This window comes from Pseudomonas sp. Sample_11 (assembly GCF_004307505.1).
Lineage (GTDB): Bacteria > Pseudomonadota > Gammaproteobacteria > Pseudomonadales > Pseudomonadaceae > Aquipseudomonas > Aquipseudomonas atacamensis.
The window spans coordinates 67,630-91,668 of the sequence record NZ_RCOD01000051.1; the positions used below are offsets into that span (position 1 = coordinate 67,630).

The window sequence follows — 24,039 nt, forward strand, 5'->3', positions numbered from 1 at the left end:
CTCCCCGTACCCCGCTAAAGTCGGAAGTCCGCCTGCATCGAATTCCTCCTGAAAATTACCCCAAGCCCAATGTTTCCGGGCTTTTTGTCGTTTCTCAACGAAACGCGTCCTGACAGTCTTCCCAGCCGATGCCGCTCTGCGCAGTCTGGGTGATCAGCCACGGCAGCGACGTCTTCACCGCATCCTGTTTCATGTTGAAATTGATCACCCCGTGCCGCCACAACAGCATCAGGGTCAGCACCCGCTGCGCGCTGGCCGGGCCCTTGAGCTTGCCGGCACCGTCCTGGGCATCGATGTCCCACAGTGCCACTTGCAGGCCCTGGCTGTTGAAGAAACCTTGTGCATCACTGCGGCGCTGGCCATCCGGCGGACGGAATAGCGGCACGTAGTTTTCCGGCAGTTTGTTCTTCACCAGATCGGCGCTGCGTCGCACCGAATCCTGCCAGTCCTGCCAATGGCTGTGGGAGCGGAACTCCCAGCCCTGCACGCCCACGCACTGCCGGGAGAAACTCGCCTGCAGGCTGCTGACCGAACGGCCGGCGAGTCGCGCCTGAATATCCTTGCCCAGAACAAAGAACGTTCCGCTCAGATTGGACTTGCGTAGGTATTCGGTCAGCCAGTCGGTATTGTCCGGTTGCACGTTGGCGGCGCTGTCGAAAGTCAGCAGAAACAGCCGGTCGTGCATGTCGTCGCCGTTGCGCTCGTAGTCGCCGAAACGATCGAATTCGTTACTGGTTTGCGGCGACAGCGCCGCCTTGCGCATCAGCTCGTCGAGGTACTGCAAATGGAAGATCCGGCTCGGCTCGGCCCACTTGGTGTAATAACTGTCGTCGCTGACCACGAACTTGGCCGCCTGCTCGCGCAGCGTCGGCAGGTCTTCGACGAGGAAGCAGAAAGAGGCGTCCTGATCGCAGCTTTGCTGGGCGTGGTTGTAGTTGGCGAGCAAGCGCTGCCAGAGGCGCTGGCGCAGCTGATTGACCGCATCGATATTGACCGTGCGCAGGCCCAGGCGCTGGGCCAGTGCCGCCTCGTCGATGGACTCGGTGCCGAGCAGGCCGCGAGCGAACATGAGGATTTCCGCCCGCGACGCGACGTCGAACAGGGTCGGATTGCTGAGCTGCTCCGGCCAGGCCGTGCGATCCAGCGTCGCCGCATCGCCGGGCGCCGCCATGGCGCCGAAGCTCAGCAGCCACGCGGTGAATATAAGAACAATGCGCAAAGGGATGTCTCCATAACAAAACCCGCGCGGCACTATATCGCGGGTGGATCAAAACAAAGATCAAAAGATCGCAGCCTTCGGCAGCTCCTACCTGTCCGCATTGAATTCATTGCGGTTTGATGCCGTGCGCAATCTGTAGGAGCTGTCGAGCCCCGGCGAGGCTGCGATCTTGTTCCATACACCACCGATCACCTATCACGCTCATAGCTGGAGTCAACCCGGACAACCCCCTAGAATCGCCCCCACGATTAAAGGAGACGACTTCATGCTGATGGTGATTTCCCCCGCCAAGACCCTCGACTACGAAACACCGCCGGCGACCCAGCGCTTTACCCAGCCGCAGTACCTCGACCATTCCCAGGAACTGATCCAGCAGCTGCGCGAGCTGAGTCCGGCGCAGATCAGCGAGTTGATGCACGTGTCCGACAAGATCGGTGGCCTCAACGCCGCGCGTTTCGGCAGTTGGACGCCGGCCTTCACCCCAGAGAACGCCAAGCAGGCGCTGCTCGCCTTCAAGGGTGATGTGTACACCGGCCTCGACGCGCAATCCTTCAGCGAGGCGCAATTCGATTACGCGCAAAAACACCTGCGCATGCTCTCCGGCCTATATGGCCTGCTGCGGCCGCTGGACCTGATGCAACCCTATCGCCTGGAAATGGGCACCAAACTGGCCAACGCCCGTGGCAAGGATCTGTATGCGTTCTGGGGCACGCGCATCAGCGAGTGGCTGAACGAAGCGCTGGCCGAGCAAGGCGATGACGTACTGCTCAACCTTGCATCCAACGAATACTTTTCTGCGGTCAAGCGCAGCGCGTTGAAGGCGCGGATCATCAACACCGAGTTCAAGGATCAGAAGAACGGCCAGTACAAGATCATCAGTTTCTACGCGAAGAAAGCGCGCGGTCTGATGAGCCGTTTTGTGATCCAGGAACGCATCAACGACCCGGCTCAGCTCAAGCAATTCGATATACAGGGTTATCGCTACAGCGCCGAGCAGTCGAAACCCGACAATCTGGTGTTTTTGCGCGACCACGCCCCGGAATAAAGCATGCCCTTTGCACGACTCTTTTCGTCAGGAGTCGTGCAGTCCGCCCGAAGTCAAAATCCCCCCGCGACATATCGCCAAATTCATGGCGCCAATAAAACCACGCTCTATTTTCTAATTTTAGTTTCACTCGACACTGAAGTTTTTTTTCAGTAGTGGCACCTAAATTTTTTACCCGTAGTGGCACAAAACTATCGGCCCCTGTTTCGCCCCGATAACTAAAGGGCGAAATCGTTAGTGCTATCAATTTGCACCCAGTGCCATCTTCATCAATATTTCAAAAAATTTCGGCTGGCACGATGAGTGGGCTGGAACTATGTCCAAATGCGTTGCTCATACCACCGGTAACGATTCTCGCCGAGTTTGTACGAGATAACTTACGCAGAGCTGATAGCCATGTAACCAAGTTGTCACAGCAACTTGCCTGAGTGACTAACTAGTCTCAAAACAATCGAAGGACAGGAGATACGCACCATTAATATCCCCTACAAAGGCCAAGGCCGCGCCCCTATAAACGTGCTCGCCTGAGCACCTAACTGCTTGATTTACCGGCTCCCTACCGGACGTCGAGCAGGCTACACGACTGCACTAGAGTCTTCCCGCACGGAAGATCGGCTGCATAACAGGGCAAGTCATAACAACAAGGCCTAGTTGCGCACATCTTGAGTGCACTTATTAGACACTCGGAACTTTGTATGCCTGCACACGGCATTGTGGCGCCTGTAAGCCGCACTTCCGAGTGCACTAGTGACCGCTGAACACCATTAACTCCGGCCTTCTAAGGCCTGATATATACAGAGGTAATTGCGATGCGCATCAGCATATTTGGTTTGGGTTACGTTGGCGCAGTATGTGCCGGTTGCCTGTCTGCACGGGGCCATGACGTAGTTGGCGTCGATGTTGCCAAAGACAAGATCGACATGATTAACGCCGGCAAATCGCCGATTGTAGAACCAGGCCTGGGCGAACTGCTGCAGCAGGGTATCCAGACCGGTCGTCTGCGCGGCACGACCAACTTCGCCGAGGCGATTCGTGATACCGACCTGTCGATGATCTGCGTCGGCACGCCAAGCAAGAAGAACGGCGACCTGGAACTGAACTACATCGAGGCCGTGTGCCGCGAGATCGGTTTTGTCCTGCGTGAAAAAACCACCCGTCACACCATCGTCGTGCGCAGCACCGTGTTGCCAGGCACCGTGGCCAACGTGGTCATCCCGATTCTGGAAGACTGCTCGGGCAAGAAGGCTGGCGTCGATTTTGGCGTAGCGGTCAACCCGGAATTCCTCCGCGAATCCACCGCCATCGCTGACTACGATCAGCCACCAATGACCGTTATCGGCGAGTTCGACACCGCGTCGGGCGACGTTCTGCAATCGCTGTACGAAGAACTCGACGCCCCGATCATCCGCAAGGACATCGCCGTTGCCGAGATGATCAAGTACACCTGCAACGTCTGGCACGCGACCAAAGTGACCTTCGCCAACGAGATCGGCAACATCGCCAAAGCCGTCGGCGTCGATGGCCGTGAAGTGATGGAAGTGGTTTGCCAGGACAAGACCCTGAACCTGTCCCAATACTATATGCGCCCGGGCTTCGCCTTCGGCGGTTCGTGCCTGCCCAAAGACGTGCGTGCGCTGACCTACCGCGCCGGTTCCCTGGACGTCGAAGCGCCGCTGCTCAACTCGCTGATGCGCAGTAACGAATCGCAAGTGCAGAACGCTTTCGACATCGTTGAAAGCCATGAAAAACGCAAAGTCGCCCTGCTCGGTCTGAGCTTCAAGGCCGGCACCGACGACCTGCGCGAAAGCCCGCTGGTCGAACTGGCGGAAATGCTGATCGGCAAGGGTTACGACCTGAGCATCTACGACAGCAACGTCGAATACGCCCGTGTCCACGGTGCGAACAAGGACTACATCGAATCGAAGATTCCGCACGTATCGTCCCTGCTCAACTCCGACTTCGACTCGGTGATCGACAACTCCGACGTGATCATCCTCGGCAACCGCGACGAGAAATTCCGTTCGCTGGCCCAGGAAGCGCCGCAGGGCAAGCAAGTCATCGACCTGGTGGGCTTCATGTCCAAGCCCACCAGCGCCGGTAGCCGCACCGAAGGGATCTGCTGGTAAGCAGACATTGCGCGGCACCGCATACCGCGTCGCCGCGCACTGACTGTGTGAACCCGTGGTAGGAGCTGACGAGTGAAACGAGGCTGCGATCTTTACCGGGCTCACTTGAGTCGTGAGTGAACACCCAGAAGATCAAAAGATCGCAGCCTTCGGCAGCTCCTACAGTGGGCCATTGATGAGCCTGCCTTAACCCCATCGGGCCCAGCCCGAGATAGAGACGGATGCAGATTATGCACAGGCTAAGACACGGCCTACTTCAGGCCGCCGGTTGGCTGTTTTACCTAAGTTTGTTGATGGGCCTGGCCTTGATGCTGCCCACGTCCACATTCGACTCCGAGTCGAAGGACTTCATTTTCCTGATTGGCGCCGTGGGTATCTGGCGCTACTCGATGGGTGCAACGCACTTTGTGCGCGGCATGATTTTTCTCTACATCGTTTACCCGCACCTGCGTCGCAAAGTACGCAAGCTGGGTAAAGCGGCCGATCCGTCGCATGTGTTTCTGATGGTCACCAGCTTTCGTATTGACGCGCTGACCACCGCGCAGGTCTACAGCTCGGTGATCCGCGAAGCCATCGACTGCGAACTGCCAACCACCATTGTCTGCTCGATCGTGGAAATGTCCGACGAGTTGCTGGTCAAGGCGCTGTGGGCGCGGATGAATCCGCCGGAACGGGTCAAGCTCGACTTCGTGCGCATTCCCGGTACCGGCAAGCGCGATGGTCTGGCCTTCGGTTTCCGCGCGATCTCCCGTCACCTGCCGGACGACCGTGCCGTGGTGGCCGTGATCGACGGCGACACCGTGCTCGGCGAAGGCGTCGTGCGCAAGACCGTGCCGTGGTTCCAGCTGTTCGGCAATGTCGGCGGCCTGACCACCAACGAGTTCTGCGAAGTGCGCGGCGGCTACATCATGAGCGAATGGCACAAGCTGCGTTTCGCCCAGCGCCACATCAACATGTGCTCGATGGCCCTGTCCAAGCGCGTACTGACCATGACCGGTCGGATGTCGGTATTCAAAGCCTCCGTGGTGACCAATCCGGAATTCATCGCCGACGTTGAAAGCGACTCGCTGCAACACTGGCGTCTGGGCCGCTTCAAGTTCCTGACCGGTGACGACAAGTCGAGCTGGTTCAGCCTGATGCGCCTGGGTTACGACACCTTCTACGTGCCGGACGCCGCGATCAACACCGTTGAACATCCGCCGGAAAAGAGCTTCATCAAGGCCAGCCGCAAGCTGATGTTCCGCTGGTACGGCAACAACCTGCGCCAGAACTCCCGTGCACTGGGCCTGGGTATCCGTCGCCTCGGCGCGTTCACCTCGGTGGTGCTGTTCGACCAGCGCGTGTCGATGTGGACTTCGCTGCTCGGCCTGACCGTCGCACTGATCGCCAGCTTCAAGTACGGCACCGCGTTCATCCTCGTGTACCTGCTGTGGATCGGTATCACCCGCCTGATCCTGACGCTGTTGCTGTCGTGTTCCGGTCACCGCATCGGCCCTGCTTACCCGGCGATTCTGTATTACAACCAGATCGTTGGCGCCCTGGTGAAGATCTACGTGTTCTTCCGCCTCGACCAACAGTCCTGGACTCGCCAGCCCACTTCCCTGACCCGTGATCTCGCCAGCTTTCAACGTTGGTTCAACACCTGGTCGTCTCGGACCATGACCTTCTCCGCCGGCAGCATTTTTGTCGCCGTGCTGCTGATGATGGTCTGACCCGCTCCTATTGAATTAACAAGGAAATCGCCCCTATGAATACCGCCGTCAACGTCAACGTAGTGCATGAATCCGAAGCCCAGCGCCAGCACGCTCGCGTGAAAATCCCGGCCAAGCTGCGTTTCTTCGGCCCTGACCGGACTCCGCTCGAAGCGCGGGTCCTCGATCTGTCGGCTGGCGGTCTGGCGTTCAACGCCGGGCAGATGCCGCTGACCATCGGCGAGGTGTACAAGGCACGTCTGCAATTTGTCATCGACAACCTCGGCCTGGCCATGGACGTTGAACTGCAGGTGCGTTCTTTCGATCGCGCCACCGGCCGCGCCGGCTGCCAGTTCCAGAACCTCGAGCCGCAGGACATTTCCACCCTGCGCCACCTGATCACTTCGCACCTGGCCGGCGACATCGTCAGCATCGGCGAAGTGCTGGCGACCCTGCAGCGTGACAACTTCACCAAGGCGCGCAAGAACAAGACCAACGACACCGGCATGACCCCGTTCGGCCGTCTGAAAGCCGTGACCTTCAGCGCCGGTATTTTCGCCGTTGGCCTGGTCGCTGCCGGTTTCATCTTCAAGTCGGTGTACGGCATGTACTTCGTCAGCCACGCCCAGGCCGGTCTGGTCAGCGTGCCGGGGATGAACATCACCATGCCGCGTGACGGCACCGTGCAGAGTCTGGTCAAGTCCGACGGCGTTGCCGCCAAAGGCGCACCGCTGGCGACCTTCAGCACCAGCATGCTCGACGTACTCAAGGGCCATCTGGCCGAAGACCAACTGGCCCCAGCCAAGGTCGAAGAACTGTTCGGGAAGCAAATGACCGGCACCCTGACTTCGCCGTGCGACTGCACCGTGGCCCAGCAACTGGTGGCTGACGGTCAGTATGCGAGCAAGGGCGACGTGATCTTCCAGTTGGTGCCGCGCAACACCCAGGCCAACGTTGAAGCACGCTTCTCCTATCGCCAGTTCGGCGACGTGCGTCCAGGCACTCCGGTGAGCTTCCAGATCGCCGGCGAAGACAAGACCCGCACCGGCAAGATCGTCAGCAGCACCAGCCTGAAGAGCGCCGACCTGTCCTCCGACATTCGCGTACAGATCCAGCCAGACGAGCCGCTCGACAGCAGCCTGGCCGGCCGCCCGGTGGAAGTGAACAGCGACCGTGGCCCGAACCTGAACTGGCTGATCGACAAAGCCATGGCTGCCGGTCTTTAAGTCGAGGACATGCCTGTGACTACTCCACCCATCCTCAGAACACCGCTATCACTGTGTGCCCTGGCATTGGCGGTGAGTCTGGCCGGTTGCGCCGGGCTGCCCGATCAGCGTCTGGCCAACGAAGCGCTCAAGCGTGGCGACACCGCCACCGCTGCGCAGAATTACCAGCAACTGGCCGATCTGGGTTACAGCGAGGCGCAAGTCGGCCTGGCCGATATCCAGGTCGACAGCCGTGACCCGGCGCAGATGAAACAGGCCGAGGCGACTTACCGCGCAGCGGCCAGCGTGTCGCCGCGTGCCCAGGCACGTCTCGGTCGTCTGCTGGTGGCCAAGCCGGGCTCCACCGAAGCCGAGCACCACGAAGCCGAAACCCTGTTGAAAAAAGCCGCCGCCAATGGCGAAGGCAACACGTTGATCCCGCTGGCGATGCTCTACCTGCAATACCCGCACAGCTTCCCCAACATCAACGCGCAGCAGCAGATCGATCAGTGGCGCAAGTCGGGCTACCCGGAAGCGGGTCTGGCGCAGGTGCTGCTGTATCGCACCCAGGGCACTTACGACCAGCACCTGGATGACGTGGAGAAAATCTGCAAGGCCGCGCTTAACACCACCGACATCTGCTACGTCGAACTGGCTACCGTTTACCAGAAACGTGGCCAGGCGGAGCAACAGGCCGAGCTGATCAAGCAGATGCAGGCCGGTTACAGCCGTGGCACCGTCACCGCGCAGCGTGTCGACTCCGTAGCCCGCGTGCTGGCCGATTCGACCCTGGGCAAGACTGACGAAAAAACCGCGCAGGCGCTGCTCGAGCCGATCGCTCCGGGCTACCCGGCATCGTGGGTCACCCTCGCCCAACTGCTTTACGACTTCCCCGAACTGGGCGACGTCGACCAGATGATGAAGTACCTGGACAACGGCCGCGCTGCCGACCAGCCGCGCGCCGAACTGCTGCTGGGCAAGGTCTACTACGAAGGCAAAATGGTCCCGGCCGACGCGAAAGTCGCCGAGGAACATTTCCAGAAAGCCGTTGGCCGCGAAGTCGCCGCCGACTACTACCTCGGCCAGATCTACCGTCGTGGCTACCTGGGCAAGGTCTATCCGCAGAAGGCTCTGGACCATCTGCTGACCGCTGCGCGCAACGGCCAGAACAGTGCCGACTTCGCCATCGCCCAGTTGTTTTCCCAAGGCAAGGGCACCAAGCCCGACCCGCTGAACGCTTACGTGTTCAGCCAATTGGCCAAGGCGCAGAACACCCCGCAAGCCGATGAACTGGCAGCGACCCTCGAGGCGCAACTGCCGCCCGAGCGCCTGCCCGAAGCCCGCCGCCTGTTGCAACAGGAACAGGCCAGCCGTGGCGCCCTGAACTCGAACACGCTGCAACTGCACGCCCTGCAAGAAGAAGACGGCGAGGAAAAACTATGAAGCTGAACCCATTCGTGAAGGCCGGTATTGGCCTCACCTTCGCGCTGCTCTGGTCTTGCCCGACACTGGCTGCGATGACTGAAACCAAGAACTTCGGTCTGGAAGTGAAACTCACCGGCCAGTCCGAAGACGACCGTGACCTCGGCACTGCCGGCGGCGGCGACGTCAATGGCGTGGGCCTCGACCTGCGTCCGTGGATCTACGGCGAAAGCGGCGCGTGGAGCGCCTATGCGATGGGTCAGGCGGTGACCTCGACCGACATCATCGAGACCGACACCCTGCAGCAATCGGACGGCGAACAGGCCACCGACAGCGGCGATCGCGAAACCAAGAAAAACTACCTGGCGATGCGCGAATTCTGGGTCGGCTACAGCGGCTTCACGCCCTACCCTGGCGAGATCCTCAAGTTCGGTCGTCAGCGTCTGCGCAATGACGACGGCCAATGGCGCGACACCAACATCGAAGCGCTGAACTGGACCTTCGACACCACCCTGCTGCGCGCCAACGCCGGTGTTGCCGAGCGTTTCAGCGAATACCGCACCGACTTGAAAGAGCTGGCGCCGAAAGACAAGGATCGCCTGCACGCCTACGCCGACGCTGCTTACCAGTGGACACCGGGCCAGTGGGTCGGCATTCGCGGCCACCACACTCACGATGACGGCAAACTCGATTACGCCGAGCCGGGCGTCCCGCGCGACTCGCTGGACAAGACCGAGAACGGCGACATCAGCTGGATCGGCCTGACTGCCGACAGTGACGCCTACAACTGGCGCAACACCAACACCGTCAACTACTGGGGCAGCATCACCGGCATGAGCGGCGACCGCGACACGGTCAACGCGCTGAACGCCGACGGCACGCGCCCGACACAAGCCAAGCGCAGCGATGACATCAGCGGCTGGGCAGCCGATGTCGGCGTGCGTCTGCGCCTCGATCCGCAGTGGCAAGTCGGCGGTGCATACGCCCGCGCCAGTGCCGATTACGAACAGAACGGTCTGGAGAGCAACCGCTCCAACTACACCGGTACCCGCTCGCGCGTGCACCGTTTCGGCGAAGCGTTCCGTGGCGAAATGAACAACATGCAGACCGCCACCCTGTTCGGTTCGTGGATGGTCAACGACGAGTACGACGCCAGCCTGATCTACCACAAGTTCTGGCGTGTCGACGGCAACAAGCCGGTCGGCAGCAACGGCATCAACGCGGTGGAAAACAACACCGACGACGTCACCGGCGCAATCCTCTCCAGCACATCCTTGCCGCTTGAAGATGGCAACAAGGACCTGGGTCAGGAAATGGACCTGGTCGTCACCAAGTACTTCAAGCAAGGCCTGTTGCCGGCGGCGTTGAGCCAGTCGATTGACGAGCCTTCGGCACTGGTGCGTTTCCGTGGCGGTGTGTTCAAACCGGGCGATGCCTATGGCAGCCAGGTTGATTCCTACATGCACCGCGCATTCATTGACGTGATCTGGCGCTTCTGATGCAAACCGCCAAGGGAGTGCCCGACATGATCAGCACCAGAACAGGCTCACTCAGCCTGCTGGCCGGCGCGATGCTGCTGGCCAGCGCCGGCGCCTTCGCCAATGTTGAACCGGCGAAACCTGCGACCGTGGCCAAAGAACTGCAACAGGCCAAGACCTACACCGTCAGCAGCGCGCCGACCGACGCACTGAAACTGGCCAAGCCGACACTGCCCGACCTCTCCGGCTTCACCGCCGAAGCCGCTGCGGCGAAGATCGTGCGCAGCAAGCCGGGCAAGATCAGCGTGCGCCGGATGATGCAGGAAAACGCCCTGAAGGACTTTATCGGCGGCGATAACAAGATGGCCGAATGGGTGGTGCGTCAGCACGGCATCCCGCAGGCGATCTTCATCGACGACGGCTACATGAACCTCAAGGATCTGGCGAAAAAACTGCCCAAGCAGTATTTCAGCGAGACGTCCCCGGGCGTGTACCTGGCCAAATTGCCGATCGTGGTCGGCGAGAAAGGCATCCTCGAAATCGATGGTCAGACCCAGGAACTGCGCCTGTCCCAAGAGGCCGGTTCGTTCCTGGTCAACGACGGCAAACTGTTTGTGCGTGACACCAAAGTCACCGGCTGGCGCGAGAAGGACAACGGCCCGGCGACCTTCCGTTCGCCGAAGGAATTCCGTCCGTTCCTGCTCGCCTGGGGCGGCACCGAGACCTACATCGTCAACAGCAAGATGGCCAGTTTCGGTTACGCCAACAGTAAGTCGTACGGGGTGAGTATTTCCCAGTACACGCCGAACATGGCCAAGGTCCTCAAGCGCCCGGAACCGACCGGCTGGATCGTCGGCTCGGAGTTCTCGGACATGTGGTACGGCTTCTACTGCTACGAAACCAGCGACTTTGTGGTCAAGGGCAACACCTACAAAGACAACATCGTCTACGGCATCGACCCGCATGACCGCTCGCACCGTCTGATCATTGCCGAGAACACCGTTCACGGCACGAAGAAGAAGCACGGGATCATTATTTCCCGTGAGGTCAACGACAGCTTCATCTTCAACAACAAGAGTTTCGACAACAAGTTGTCGGGCCTGGTGATCGACCGTAACAGCGTCAACAACATCATTGCCTACAACGAGATCTACAAGAACCACACCGACGGCATCACGCTCTACGAGTCCGCCGACAACCTGCTGTGGGGCAACAAGGTCATCAGCAATACCCGTCACGGCATTCGTATCCGTAACAGCGTGAACATCCGCCTCTACGAAAACGTTGCCATGACCAACGGCCTGACCGGTATCTACGGCCACATCAAGGACCTGACCGACACCGACCGTGACATAAAGCTCGACCCGTTCGACGCGCAGGTCTCGCTGATCGTCGTCGGCGGCGAGCTGGCGGCCAATGGCAGCGGCCCGCTGTCGATCGACTCGCCGCTGAGTGTCGAGCTGTATCGCGTGTCGATGCTGGCGCCGACCAAGTCCAGCGGGATCAGCTTCAACGGCATCCTCGGCGAGCGCCAGGATGAGATTCTCGATCTGTTGGTGCGCCAGCAGAAAGCCGTGCTGATCGACCCTGTCGAACGCCAGACCGAATTGCAGGACTGAGGATAATTTTTATGCACCCACACATGATCAAACTGCTCAGCCTCTCGGCCCTGACCCTCGGCATTCTCGCTGCCGGCAACGCTCGCGCCGACGCTGACGGCGCAAGCGTCACGCCACCGAAGTTCACCGCCGAGCCGTGCTGCAACCTGTGCCCGGCGGCCCATGACGCGAAGAACTACACCACGCGTTATCAGCAGAACTTCACCACCCTGGTACAGGCTCAGGGCGACTGGCTGTTCCGTACCCAGGAAGACCTGCGCACCGAGTTCAACACCACGCCGGCCGGCTACAAGCGTCTGCAACAGTTGCACGACGCGTTCAAAAGCAAAGGCGTCGAGCTGGTGATCGTTTACCAGCCGACCCGTGGCCTGGTGAACCGCAACAAGCTCAACCCGCAGGAAAAAGCCGCGTTCGATTACGAGAAAGCGCTGGGCAACTACAAGACCATGCTTGGCCGTTTCGCCAAGATGGGCTACGTGGTGCCGGACCTGTCGCCACTGACCAACGAATCGCTGCCGGACACCCTGCCCGCCCACGATTTCTACTTCCGTGGCGACCAGCACTGGACACCTTACGGTGCCCAGCGCACGGCAAAAATCGTCGCCGAAAAGGTCAAGCAGATCCCGGCCTTCGCCGACATTCCCAAGCGTGAATTCGAGACCAAGCGCTCCGGACGCATGGGCAAGACCGGCACTCTGCACAATATGGCCGGGCAACTGTGCGGCACCAGCTACGCGATCCAGTACATGGACCAGTTCACTACCGAGCCGAAAGGCGAGGCCGGTGACGGCGACCTGTTCGGCGATTCCGGCATTCCGCAGATCACCCTGGTCGGTACATCGCACAGCGGCAAGAACTACAACTTCGCCGGTTTCCTCGAAGAAGCCATCGGCGCCGACATCCTCAACGTGGCCTTCCCCGGCGGCGGTTTCGAAGGTTCGATGCTGCAATACCTGGGCAGCGAGGAATTCCAGAAGACCCCGCCGAAGATTCTCATCTGGGAATTCTCGCCGCTGTATCGCCTCGACCAGGAAACCATCTATCGCCAGATGATGGCGCTGCTCGATAACGGTTGCGAAGGCAAGGACGCGCAGATGTCCGCCAGTGCCACGCTGAAGCCGGGCAGCAAGCAAGAACTGCTGGTCAACAGCAAGAACCTGAACCTGCAGAACGCCAACCATCAGGTCGACATCCGCTTCGCCGACACCTCGGTGAAAACCCTGCAAGCCACCCTCTGGTACATGAACGGTCGCCACGAGGACATCAAGATCGAGAAACCGGAAACCTCCGACACCGACGGTCGTTTCGCCTTTGAGCTGCGCACGGACGAAGACTGGGCCTCGCAAAACCTGCTGGCGGTCGAAGTCCAGGGTCCTGAAGCCGGACCTGACGCCGCGCCACAAAAAGTCGAAGCGAAAATCTGCAAACGCAACGTATTCCCGGGCGCTGGTCAACAGACCGCGCAGCTCGGGCAATGAGGTCTGCTATGCGAAATCCGAAACTGAAAAACCTGTTGGCACCGACACTACTGAGCCTGGCGATGTTCGCCGGGGCAACTCAGGCTGCCGCGCCATTGCGTCCACCGCAGGGCTACTTCGCCCCGGTGGATAAATTCAAGACCGGTGACAAGAGCGACGGCTGTGACGCGATGCCGGCGCCGTACACCGGTCCGCTGCAATTTCGCAGCAAGTACGAAGGTTCGGACAAGGCCCGCGCGACGCTGAACGTGCAGTCGGAAAAAGCCTTTCGCGACACCACCAAAGACATCACCACGCTGGAACGCGGCACCGCCAAGCGCGTCATGCAGTTCATGCGCGACGGTCGCCCGGAGCAGCTCGAATGCACGCTCAACTGGCTGACCGCATGGGCCAAGGCTGACGCGTTGATGTCCAAAGACTTCAACCACACCGGCAAGTCGATGCGCAAATGGGCACTGGGCAGCATGGCGTCTTCGTACATTCGCCTGAAGTTCTCCGACTCGCATCCGCTGGCCCAGCACCAGCAGGAAGCGCAGTTGATCGAAGCCTGGTTCAGCAAAATGGCTGATCAGGTGGTCAGCGACTGGGACAACCTGCCGCTGGAAAAAACCAACAACCACTCGTACTGGGCCGCCTGGTCGGTGATGGCCACCGCCGTCGCCACCAACCGCCGCGACCTGTTCGACTGGGCCGTCAAGGAATACAAGGTCGGCGTCAATCAAGTCGATGCCGACGGCTTCCTGCCCAACGAGCTCAAGCGCCAGCAACGCGCCCTCGCCTATCACAACTACGCCCTGCCGCCGCTGGCGATGATCGCCAGTTTCGCCCAGGTCAACGGTGTCGATCTGCGTCAGGAAAACAATGGCGCACTGAAGCGTCTCGGTGACCGTGTATTGGCCGGCGTGAAGGACCCTGACGAGTTCGAAGAAAAGAACGGCAAAAAGCAGGACATGACTGACCTGAAAGAGGACATGAAATTCGCCTGGCTCGAACCGTTCTGCACCCTCTACACCTGTGCGCCGGATGTGATCGAGAAGAAGCGCGACATGCAACCGTTCAAGACCTTCCGTCTTGGCGGCGACCTGACCAAGGTCTACGACCCGTCGCATGAAAAGGGCAACAAGGGTTCCTGAAAACACTGATGGCTGATCGTTCCCACGCTCCGCGTGGGAATGCAGCCCGGGACGCTCCGCGTCCCATGCCGAAGCGGACGCAGAGCGTCCATTGAGGCATTCCCACGCAGAGCGTGGGAACGATCGCAGGACTGTTTCACCCCTCCACTACCACGGGGGGTTTGGGGGGGCTTTGGCCCTTGACTGTTGGTTCAAACATGGAGAGATCGGGATGGTATTTTCATCCAACGTGTTCCTGTTTCTGTTCTTGCCGATCTTTCTCGGCTTGTACTACCTGAGCGGGCAACGCTATCGCAACCTGCTGCTGCTGATCGCCAGCTACGTGTTCTACGCCTGGTGGCGAGTGGACTTCCTCGCGCTGTTCGCAGCGGTCACGCTGTGGAACTACTGGATCGGCCTCAAGGTCGGTGCTGCCGGCGTGCGAACCAAACCGGCGCAGCGCTGGCTGCTGCTCGGCGTGGCCGTCGACCTGTGCATCCTCGGCTACTTCAAGTACGCCAACTTCGGTGTCGACAGCATCAACGAGATCATGACTTCGTTCGGTCTCGAGCCGTTCATCCTCACCCACGTGCTGCTGCCGATCGGTATTTCGTTCTACATTTTCGAATCGATCAGCTACATCATCGACGTGTACCGTGGCGACACGCCGGCCACGCGCAACCTGATCGACTTCGCGGCATTCGTGGCGATCTTCCCGCACCTGATTGCCGGCCCGGTTCTGCGCTTCCGCGACCTCGCCGATCAGTTCAACAACCGCACGCACACCCTCGACAAGTTCTCCGAGGGCTGCACGCGGTTCATGCAGGGTTTCATCAAGAAGGTCTTCATCGCCGACACCCTCGCCGTGGTCGCCGACCATTGCTTCGCCCTGCAGAACCCGACCACGGGTGATGCCTGGCTCGGTGCGCTGGCGTACACCGCGCAGCTGTATTTCGACTTCTCCGGTTACAGCGACATGGCCATCGGCCTGGGCTTGATGATGGGTTTCCGCTTCATGGAAAACTTCAAACAGCCGTACATCAGCCAGTCGATCACCGAGTTCTGGCGCCGCTGGCACATCAGCCTCTCCACCTGGCTGCGTGACTACCTGTACATCACCCTGGGCGGTAACCGTAAAGGCACGCTGATGACCTATCGCAACCTGTTCCTGACCATGCTTCTGGGCGGTCTGTGGCACGGCGCGAACATCACTTACATCATCTGGGGCGCCTGGCACGGCATGTGGCTGGCGATCGAAAAAATGCTCGGCCTGAACACTTCGCCGCGCAGCCTCAACCCGATCCGCTGGGCACTGACTTTCCTGCTGGTAGTGATGGGCTGGGTGATCTTCCGTGCCGAGAACCTGCACGTTGCCGGGCGCATGTACGGTGCAATGTTCAGCTTCGGCGACTGGTCGCTGTCGGAACTCAATCAGGCCAGCCTCACCGGTCTGCAAGTGGCGACTCTGGTGGTGGCTTACGTGACCCTGGCGTTCTTCGGCCTGCGTGATCTGTACACCAATCAGCCGCCAGCCAAGACCAAACCGGAAGTCAACGTCGAGGCCGATGGCCCTGCCACGGCGACGCCGGGAATGATCAAGGCAGCGCCTGGGGAAAATCCGGCGAGCATCCACGAACCTGGCTACACCGTCGGCGTCGAAGCCCAGGTGCAACCGGCCTACTGGACCGCCGACTGGTCGCGCTACGTGATGCGCGGGCTGATCCTGCTGCTGTTCATCGCCTCGATTCTCAAACTCTCGGCGCAAAGCTTCTCGCCGTTCCTTTACTTCCAGTTCTGAGGGATCTGACATGACCCGCTCATTACGCATCTTCTACATCGCCCTGTTCCTGGTGACGCTGTTGGTCCTCGGTCTGTGGTCGATTCGCAGCTTCTTCGGCTTCAGCACCAACGCCGACGCGACGGTGCTCAATGGCCGCTGGACCAAGGCGGTGGAAACCCACTACGACGATGAATTCCCGATCAAGCGCCTGGGCACCAACCTCTGGGCCGCGCTGGATTTCAAACTGTTCAACGAAGGTCGTCCGGGCGTCGTGCTCGGCCGCGACCAGTGGTTGTACAGCGATGAGGAATTCAACCCGATCGTCAACGAACAGCAGAACCTGCAAGGCAACTACGCGCTGGTCGAAGGCGTGCGCCAGACCCTGAAAGAGAAAGGCGTGAAACTGGTGATGGCGATCGTCCCGGCCAAGGTGCGTCTGTATCCGGAGCATCTGGATGAAGTGAAGCCTTCGAGCATTCACCAGAACCTGTATCAGGATTTCCACGCCCGTGTCGCCGCCGACAAGATCCTCGCCCCTGACCTGCTCGGCCCGCTGCAACAGGCCAAGCAGAACGGTGAGCAAGTGTTCCTGCGCACCGACACCCACTGGACGCCGGAAGGCGCCGAGATCGCCGCCAACACGCTGGCGAAAACCATTGCCGAGAAATTCCCGCTGAGCGGCGAGCCACAGCGCTTCGTTACCACGCCAGCAGAGAAGGTCACGCACAAGGGCGATCTGCGTCTGTTCCTGCCGCTCGATCCGCTGTTCGAAAACATGATGCCGGCGCCTGAGCCGTTGCTCAAACGCAACACCGTGGCCGCCGAGCAGCCTGCCGGTGACGACGCCCTGTTCGCCAACAGCGAAGTACCGGTCGCGCTGATCGGCACCAGCTACAGCGCCAACCCCAACTGGAACTTCGTCGGTGCGCTCAAACAAGCGCTGCACAGCGACGTCGTCAACTACGCCGAAGACGGCCATGGCCCGATTCTGCCGATGCTCAGCTACCTGAAAAGCGATGACTTCAAGAACAGCCCGCCACAAGTGCTGATCTGGGAGTTTCCTGAACGATATCTGCCTGTGAACAACGAAATCGGCGACGCCGACCCGCAGTGGGTCGCAGAGCTTAAACAAGCCGGCGCCCGCCAACAAAACGTAGCCATCAACACTAAATCCGAGACGCCCGATCGGGCGCAAAACTGAAAGAGAGGTACACCATGACTTTCACTACTACTCCTCGTCGTCTCGCTAAAAGCTTCGCACTGGTTGCTGGCCTCAGCGTACTTTCCGTCCCAGCCTTCGCCGGCGGCGACGCCGCGCTGTACGGCCCGACCGCACCGAAAGGCTCGACCTTCGTGCGTGTCTACAACGCCAGCAACGCTGAGGTCAGCGCGACCGTCGGCAGCACCAACCTGAGCGATATCGCGCCATTGGCCAGCAGCGATTTCAGCTTCATGCCGGGCGGCGACTACAGCGCCAAGGTCGGCAGCCAGACCCTGCCGGTGAAACTGGCAGGTGACCACTACTACACCCTGGTCAACAACGCTTCCGGCGCGCCACAACTGATCGAAGAGCCGCCGTTCAAGAACAAGCAGAAATCCCTGGTTCGTGTACAGAACCTCAGCGACAAACCGCTGACCCTGAAAACCGCCGACGGCAAGACCGAAGTGGTGCCGAACGTGGCAGCCAAGGGCCGTGGCGAACGTGAAATCAACCCGGTGAAAGTCAGCCTGGCGCTGTACGAAGGCGACAAGAAAGTCGGCGACGTGAAACCGGTCGCTCTGGAGCGTGGTGAGGCAGCCGTGCTGTACGTCACCGGCAACGGCAGCAACCTGTCGCCAGTCTGGGTGAAACGCCCGGTGTCGACTCGCTAATCGCTCGAGCTATCAGCTACTAGCTTCAAGCTGCAAGTGAAGTGCTTCTAACTCACCACTTGCAGCTTGCAGCTCTCAACTGCATTTTATGGAGTAAACACTATGATTCCGGTGATCTTGTCAGGTGGTAGCGGTTCGCGTCTGTGGCCTCTTTCGCGTAAGCAGTTCCCCAAGCAATTCCTCGCCCTGACCGGCGAACACACACTGTTCCAGCAAACCCTCGAGCGTCTGGTGTTCGAAGGCATGGACACCCCGATCGTGGTCTGCAACAAAGAGCACCGTTTCATCGTCAACGAGCAACTGGCCGCGCGCAATCTGGAATGCCAGCGCATCCTGATGGAACCGTTCGGCCGCAACACGTCGCCGGCCGTGGCCCTGACCGCGATGATGCTGGTCAATGAAGGCCGCGACGAACTGATGCTGGTGCTGCCGGCCGACCACGTGCTGGAAGACCAGAAAGCCCTGCAACGTGCGCTGGCCCTGGCGACTGTCGCAGCCGAGAACGGCGAGATGGTCCTGTTCGGCGTACCGGCAACCAAACCGGAAACCGGCTACGGCTACATCAAATCCACCGCTGATTCGCTGCTGCCTGAAGGCGTCAGCCGCGTCTCGCACTTCGTCGAAAAACCGGACGTCAAGCGCGCCACCGAGTACGTCGAATCCGGCGGTTACTACTGGAACAGCGGCATGTTCCTGTTCCGCGCCAGCCGCTTCCTCGAAGAACTGAAAAAGCACGATCCGGACATCTACGACACCTGCCTGCTGACCCTTGAGCGCAGCCAGCAGGACGCTGACACCATCACCTTCGACGAAGCCACCTTCGCCTGCTGCCCGGACAACTCCATCGACTACTCGGTGATGGAAAAAACCCAGCGCGCCTGCGTGGTGCCGCTGACCGCCGGCTGGAGCGATGTCGGCTGCTGGTCGTCGCTGTGGGAAGTCAACGAGAAAGACGCCAACGGCAACGTCAGCAAAGGCGACGTGGTCATCCAGGACAGCAAGAACTGCATGATCCACGGCAACGGCAAACTGGTCTCGGTGATCGGTCTGGAAAACATCGTCGTGGTCGAAACCAAGGACGCGATGATGATTGCCCACAAGGACAAGGTCCAGGGCGTCAAGCAGATGGTCAACACCCTCAATGCCCAGGGCCGCAGCGAAACCCAGAACCACTGCGAAGTCTATCGTCCGTGGGGCTCGTACGACTCGGTGGACATGGGCGGGCGTTTCCAGGTCAAGCACATCTCGGTCAAGCCGGGCGCGTGCCTGTCGCTGCAGATGCACCACCACCGCGCCGAACACTGGATCGTGGTCAGCGGCACCGCCGAAGTGACCTGCGACGAGAACGTGTTCCTGCTCACCGAAAACCAGTCGACCTACATCCCGATCGCCTCGGTGCATCGCCTGCGCAACCCGGGCAAGATCCCGCTGGAAATCATCGAAGTGCAGTCGGGTTCGTACTTGGGTGAAGACGATATCGAACGTTTCGAAGATATCTACGGCCGCTCCACCCCGATCGAACGCGGCGTGTCGGTGAAGACCATCGCGCAGTAATCGATCACTAAAACGAGAAGCCCTCGTCCAGCCCGTTGCGTTCCCTATCCGCAGCGGGCTGGGCGGGGGCTTTTTTTGTCTAGCCGAAGACTGAATTGCGGCGTCTCGCCAGCGGTGAATCTTCATCGACCGACTCGCCTTCCGTCCCCTGCGCCAGCCCCGCGGGACCCTGTGTAAACGCGGCTGCAAACAGTTGCTGCGCCAACGGTGTCGGTGTTGATTCCAGTTCTGCAAACAACGGCTGCCGCCGGGTCGATCGATTGAAGGACTGCAAGTCGACCGCCGGACTGTTCGAGGAGATGGCAAGAGGCACGGCAACGGGTGTGCTGAGCAGTTTGTACTGGATCCGCGTCTGAGCCTCGGAAACCTGCATGGCATTGCCCATTGCCACACTCAGTGAGCCCACCAACTGAACTGCGGGGTTAGCGGCGTGCATCAGCAGATTTCCGCCGATCTGGAAGCCTTTGGCCACGGCACCGCGCCTGGCTGCAAGCACTTGCGGTTCTTCGACAGGGCTGTTGAACGCAACGGACATGGGTCCCATGATCCGGCTGGTGGTCTCCTCCCCCAACACCCGATTCATTGTCGAAGAAACGAATTCACCGGAGTGGTACAGCACGGCCCCCGAAGGTGGCGCGGTGTGCGTCCGCGCGGCGGCAATGACATGTGCCTGATGTGTGTTGAGCACGGAGTTGTCCCGGGCTCCCAGCTCTGCCAGCGCTACCGGTATTTCGCGGCGATAGGCCTGGACGTCGGGATTGGGGTCATTCGCGAAGTAACGGCGCACTGGCTGCATGCCGGCGGCTTGCACGGGATTGACCAGTTTCTGGTCGGCAAGATCGTGGTACACCCGATCGGGAGCATGCTTGTCGGGCTTGCGCCCGTCGCTGTCTCTGTAAGTGACTGGGTTATTGCGCATCGCGCGATAGCGATTATGACCGTCGATCGCCCCGCCAGGATCGGTATTCAACCAGCGTTGCAGCCACGGCACGTAATAGCGAAACCCAAAGTAATAAAGCCCCGTGGCATCACGTTCCTTTCCCGAATAGCGCGCGGTCTTGTAGCTGACGTCGGGCTCCTTGGCCCACGCCGTCGCGCCAAACGGATAAAAATGTTCGCGGCTGATCAGCCGCGCATCGGCGTCCAGCTCAACACTGATCGAACCCAGGTGATCTTTGAAATTGTATCGGTAGAGATTATTCAGGCCGGTCGGCGGTGGGCTTTGCCAATGCAGGACGCGTACGGTGTTGAGTCCGGTCTGCACGGTGAGCACTTGCAGGCTTTCTCCGGTGCCAGTGTCGGTGCGTAACTCCAGCGCTGGCAGATACCGCACCTGTGCAAGAAGACTGCGCGCAGCCGTGCGTGACGAACGCGTTTTCAATACCCGCTGACCGGCGCCGTCGTAGAGATAGTTTTCACAATCATCGGCGCCTGATACGCGCAGCACGAGCACCACCGAGTTCAGCTGGTTCCGCAGATTCCACTGCAACCGGCGTCCTTGATCCAGTAACAGCAAATTGCCTCGCGCATCGAACGCCTCAGCGATCTGGGACTCAGATGGCGGCTTACCGTCATGCCATGGCAAGCAACGATTGCTGTAGCGCGCGGCCTGCAATTGATGACCTGGATTCTGTGGGCCAACGTGAGTCAGCTCGAGCAAATTGCCGGCGGCGTCATAACGATAACTCTGGCTGTAGTTGGCGACAGCGGTCGGCCCGCCACCGGCAGCGCCGGCCTCCCAGCCAGTGGCGTGAGTCAACTGGCAAAGGCTGTCATAGCGGTAGCGACTGACCGGCTCGATGCGCTGGTTGGCGAACCAGCGCACCGGCAATGCCTGGTCTTCGATGCTCAGCACATTGCCCATCGGGTCATAGGCATACAACAGGTCCTGCCAAACGTTGCCCTCTTGATCCTGAGCATGACGCATGAGCAGACGGCCGTCTTCAGGGCGGTAGCTCAGCGTGGTCAGAACGCCGTTACCTGCCAGCTCCTGGGTCACCTGACCTTCGGCGTTGTACCGAATATCACTGACCACAGGATGGTCTGAAGTCTGATACCTGAGCCGTAGATCAACCCCGCGTAATCGTCCGTCGTGAGTCAGCGCGAATACCTGCCGATGACCAGCGGCATCCACCTGTTCCAGCACGGAGCCCTGCGCTGAAAAGCGCCATTGCGTGGTTGCCCCTTCGGACTCCAGCGGTACCTTGCACTCAACGTCAGCATCTGGCCAATCCGGCACAACCGGATCGAGCGCGAAGTGTCGGGTGTTTTCACAACACTGGCCGGTGATTGCGAATTGCTCGAACAGGACGCTACCGGCCGGATCGTCATGCCGGATCAACTGACCGAGCTGATTGCGCAGCGGCTCGCCAAAGCCGGGCCGGCCATAGGCAAAACGCTCGGCGCAGCGGCGAGGTACGCCTGTGCCTTCTTCGAACACCGCGACAGGGCGCAGCAAGTCATCGTATGCAATCTCGCGGCATGTGCCACGGCTGTCCCAGTTGAACAGCGTCTGGCCGGCCAATCCCGGCAACCGGACCTGAACTCCCGCATCGCTACTGTCCGAGCGCAGCGCGATATCGTTCAAGGCATGGGTGGTGGTGAGGCTGGCGGGCGCTCGCGGATCGATCACCTGCAACGCCCACAATCGCGCATCCCATTGTTTGACTACACGCCCGGCAACGTCCCGCAACGTCCGCTCGATTCGGGGCTCACTTGCCAGCGCCGCATCGGCGCGCCAGTAGTTGACGTTGAGGATGGCCAAACCGCGCGGATCGTTCACGGCAAGCGTTGGCGTATTGCGGTGGATGCCCATAGTGCGTCAACGTCCCAGTGTGCCCTTCGCTCATGAGAGCAAGCCCGGACGTGGATGCCTACTGTCAGAAATTACAGTCCCGACCAACGGCAGGCTTGTTGCCGCTCCGAATATCCATTGTGCGACGCCTTCGGTAGGATGAAGCTCACTCACTCACGGAGCGTTCCCGCATGTTCATCGGCATCCTGCTGGTCATTACCTGGCTGATCCTGCTGCTGCGCTATCCGGCCAAGGCCTTGCCGGTGTCGGTGGCCGCTGCCATCGGCCTGGGCTTCGTAGCCATGTGGGTGGTGTGGCTGGACAACCGCGAGATCAAACAACTGGCGCGCCTGGAACTGCGCATTGCCTATGCTCCCGAACAATGTCCGGCCGACCGTCCACTGCAATTGAAAATGAACAACGGTAACGATGTGCCGCTGACCGAACTGCGTTGGCGCGTCGCCGCGTACGCGCCGGGCGATACGGTCAATCTGGCCGACAATCAATACACCGCCCCGCGCTATCGCGGCCCCGGCGAACTGCAGGCCGGCGCGACCTGGGAAGATTGTTTGCCCTTGCCGCCGCTGCGTTCCGGCTATCGCCCGCAAACCCTGGAGTTTCGCGCCGAGCATTTGCAGGGTAGTTTTGCCGACTGATCCCCTCCCCCGACTTTTTTGCACAAGGAATGCGCCATGCCCGTTGCGTTGATTACCGGTTGTTCCAGCGGCATCGGCCGCGCCCTCGCCGACGCGTTCAAAGCCGCCGGCTACGAAGTCTGGGCCAGTGCGCGCAAGACTGAAGACGTCGCTGCGCTCAGCGCCGCCGGTTTCACCGCGATTCAGCTGGACGTCAACGATGGCGCCGCGCTGGAACAACTCGCCGAGCGTCTGAACCAGCAACATGGCGGCCTTGATGTACTGATCAACAACGCCGGTTACGGCGCGATGGGGCCACTGCTCGACGGCGGCGTGCAGGCGATGCAGCGCCAGTTCGAGACCAACGTGTTTTCGATTGTCGGCGTCACCCGCGCGTTGTTTCCGCTGCTGCGTCGGGCCAGGGGGCTGGTGGTGAATATCGGCAGCGTGTCAGGTGTGCTGGTCACGCCATTTGCCGGCACCTACTGCGCTTCGAAAGCGGCGGTACACGCGTTGAGCGATGCCTTGCGCATGGAACTGGCACCGTTTGGCATTCGTGTGATGGAAGTCCAGCCCGGCGCGATCGAATCGAGTTTTGCGAAGAATGCCGGACATGAAGCCGAGCTATTGATCAACGAGCAATCGCCGTGGTTTCCATTGCGTGAAGGCATTCGGGCACGGGCCAAGGCATCGCAGGACAAACCCACCCCGGCCAGTGAGTTTGCTGCCGAGCTGTTGAAAGCGGTGCGGCAGAGCAAGCCGCCACGGCTGGTTCGCATCGGCAACGGCAGTCGGGCGTTGCCGTTGCTGGCGGCGTTGTTGCCGAAGGGTTTGCTTGAATCGACGTTGATGAAGCGCTTCGGATTGCGCGCAAAGCTCTGATACCCAGTTGTTGCGACGAGCGGTATCCCGACCTGTCAGAGTTGACAGTAGGCGCCCTCTAAAGGAAGGCCTATCGTGAGTTCAAGCCAGGTGAACGGTGTTGAGGCTGAGTTAAAGCCCGGCGAGT

General features: G+C 60.3%; 17 protein-coding genes. 15 read left to right on the forward strand and 2 right to left on the reverse strand.

The annotated features are described in order from the left end of the window. Window positions 1–94: 94 nt before the first annotated feature. Window positions 95–1,219 carry a polysaccharide deacetylase family protein gene (locus D8U60_RS14865; RefSeq protein ID WP_130900377.1) on the reverse strand — a complete coding sequence of 375 codons (1,125 nt, stop codon included), beginning with the start codon at window positions 1,217–1,219 and terminating at the stop codon, window positions 95–97. A 265-nt stretch (window positions 1,220–1,484) separates the two neighbouring features. Between D8U60_RS14865 and yaaA the strand changes: the two genes are divergently transcribed. The 13 genes from yaaA (at window position 1,485) to D8U60_RS14930 (ending at window position 19,601) form a co-directional block, all read left to right on the forward strand. Next, window positions 1,485–2,264 (forward strand): peroxide stress protein YaaA, encoded by a 780-nt coding sequence (yaaA, locus tag D8U60_RS14870; protein ID WP_130900378.1) that lies wholly within the window; start codon window positions 1,485–1,487, stop codon window positions 2,262–2,264. Window positions 2,265–3,073: 809 nt separating this feature from the next. Further along, window positions 3,074–4,390, forward strand: a complete 1,317-nt coding sequence (locus tag D8U60_RS14875) for a UDP-glucose/GDP-mannose dehydrogenase family protein (RefSeq protein WP_130900379.1) — start codon at window positions 3,074–3,076, stop codon at window positions 4,388–4,390. Between the two features lie 227 nt (window positions 4,391–4,617). Continuing rightward, window positions 4,618–6,102, forward strand: a complete 1,485-nt coding sequence (alg8, locus tag D8U60_RS14880) for a mannuronan synthase (RefSeq protein ID WP_177435472.1) — start codon at window positions 4,618–4,620, stop codon at window positions 6,100–6,102. Between the two features lie 35 nt (window positions 6,103–6,137). Next, window positions 6,138–7,307 (forward strand): alginate biosynthesis protein Alg44, encoded by a 1,170-nt coding sequence (locus D8U60_RS14885; protein ID WP_024011680.1) that lies wholly within the window; start codon window positions 6,138–6,140, stop codon window positions 7,305–7,307. A gap of 9 nt (window positions 7,308–7,316) precedes the next feature. Further along, window positions 7,317–8,729 carry an alginate biosynthesis TPR repeat lipoprotein AlgK gene (algK, locus tag D8U60_RS14890; RefSeq protein ID WP_130900380.1) on the forward strand — a complete coding sequence of 471 codons (1,413 nt, stop codon included), beginning with the start codon at window positions 7,317–7,319 and terminating at the stop codon, window positions 8,727–8,729. Continuing rightward, a complete protein-coding gene (locus tag D8U60_RS14895; RefSeq protein ID WP_076565962.1) occupies window positions 8,726–10,207 on the forward strand; it encodes an alginate export family protein in 1,482 nt (493 codons plus the stop codon). Before algK ends, D8U60_RS14895 begins: the two co-directional genes overlap by 4 nt. A 26-nt stretch (window positions 10,208–10,233) precedes the next feature. Next, window positions 10,234–11,805: a mannuronan 5-epimerase AlgG gene (gene algG / locus D8U60_RS14900; RefSeq protein WP_051600606.1), complete on the forward strand. Its 1,572-nt coding sequence runs from the start codon at window positions 10,234–10,236 to the stop codon at window positions 11,803–11,805. 11 nt (window positions 11,806–11,816) lie between these two features. Beyond that, complete coding sequence (locus tag D8U60_RS14905) at window positions 11,817–13,283, forward strand: alginate O-acetyltransferase (RefSeq protein WP_130900381.1); 1,467 nt, start codon at window positions 11,817–11,819, stop codon at window positions 13,281–13,283. A gap of 8 nt (window positions 13,284–13,291) precedes the next feature. Beyond that, entirely contained in the window at window positions 13,292–14,416 is a 1,125-nt protein-coding gene (locus D8U60_RS14910; RefSeq protein ID WP_024011675.1) for a mannuronate-specific alginate lyase, read from the forward strand. 211 nt (window positions 14,417–14,627) lie between these two features. Further along, window positions 14,628–16,193 carry an MBOAT family protein gene (locus tag D8U60_RS14915; protein WP_024011674.1) on the forward strand — a complete coding sequence of 522 codons (1,566 nt, stop codon included), beginning with the start codon at window positions 14,628–14,630 and terminating at the stop codon, window positions 16,191–16,193. A gap of 10 nt (window positions 16,194–16,203) precedes the next feature. After that, entirely contained in the window at window positions 16,204–17,376 is a 1,173-nt protein-coding gene (locus tag D8U60_RS14920) for an alginate O-acetyltransferase (protein ID WP_130900382.1), read from the forward strand. A 14-nt stretch (window positions 17,377–17,390) separates the two neighbouring features. Then, entirely contained in the window at window positions 17,391–18,047 is a 657-nt protein-coding gene (locus tag D8U60_RS14925) for an alginate O-acetyltransferase AlgF (RefSeq protein WP_016771605.1), read from the forward strand. A 102-nt stretch (window positions 18,048–18,149) separates the two neighbouring features. Beyond that, on the forward strand, window positions 18,150–19,601 hold the full coding sequence (locus D8U60_RS14930; protein WP_024011673.1) for a mannose-1-phosphate guanylyltransferase/mannose-6-phosphate isomerase: 1,452 nt from the start codon (window positions 18,150–18,152) through the stop codon (window positions 19,599–19,601). A gap of 79 nt (window positions 19,602–19,680) precedes the next feature. Here the strand turns inward: D8U60_RS14930 and D8U60_RS14935 are convergent, their stop codons facing one another. Continuing rightward, a complete protein-coding gene (locus D8U60_RS14935) occupies window positions 19,681–22,416 on the reverse strand; it encodes an RHS repeat protein (RefSeq protein WP_177435471.1) in 2,736 nt (911 codons plus the stop codon). A gap of 170 nt (window positions 22,417–22,586) precedes the next feature. Between D8U60_RS14935 and D8U60_RS14940 the strand changes: the two genes are divergently transcribed. Further along, complete coding sequence (locus D8U60_RS14940; RefSeq protein WP_130900383.1) at window positions 22,587–23,051, forward strand: multidrug transporter; 465 nt, start codon at window positions 22,587–22,589, stop codon at window positions 23,049–23,051. A gap of 36 nt (window positions 23,052–23,087) precedes the next feature. Then, on the forward strand, window positions 23,088–23,912 hold the full coding sequence (locus D8U60_RS14945; RefSeq protein ID WP_130900384.1) for an SDR family oxidoreductase: 825 nt from the start codon (window positions 23,088–23,090) through the stop codon (window positions 23,910–23,912). Window positions 23,913–24,039 lie beyond the last annotated feature (127 nt).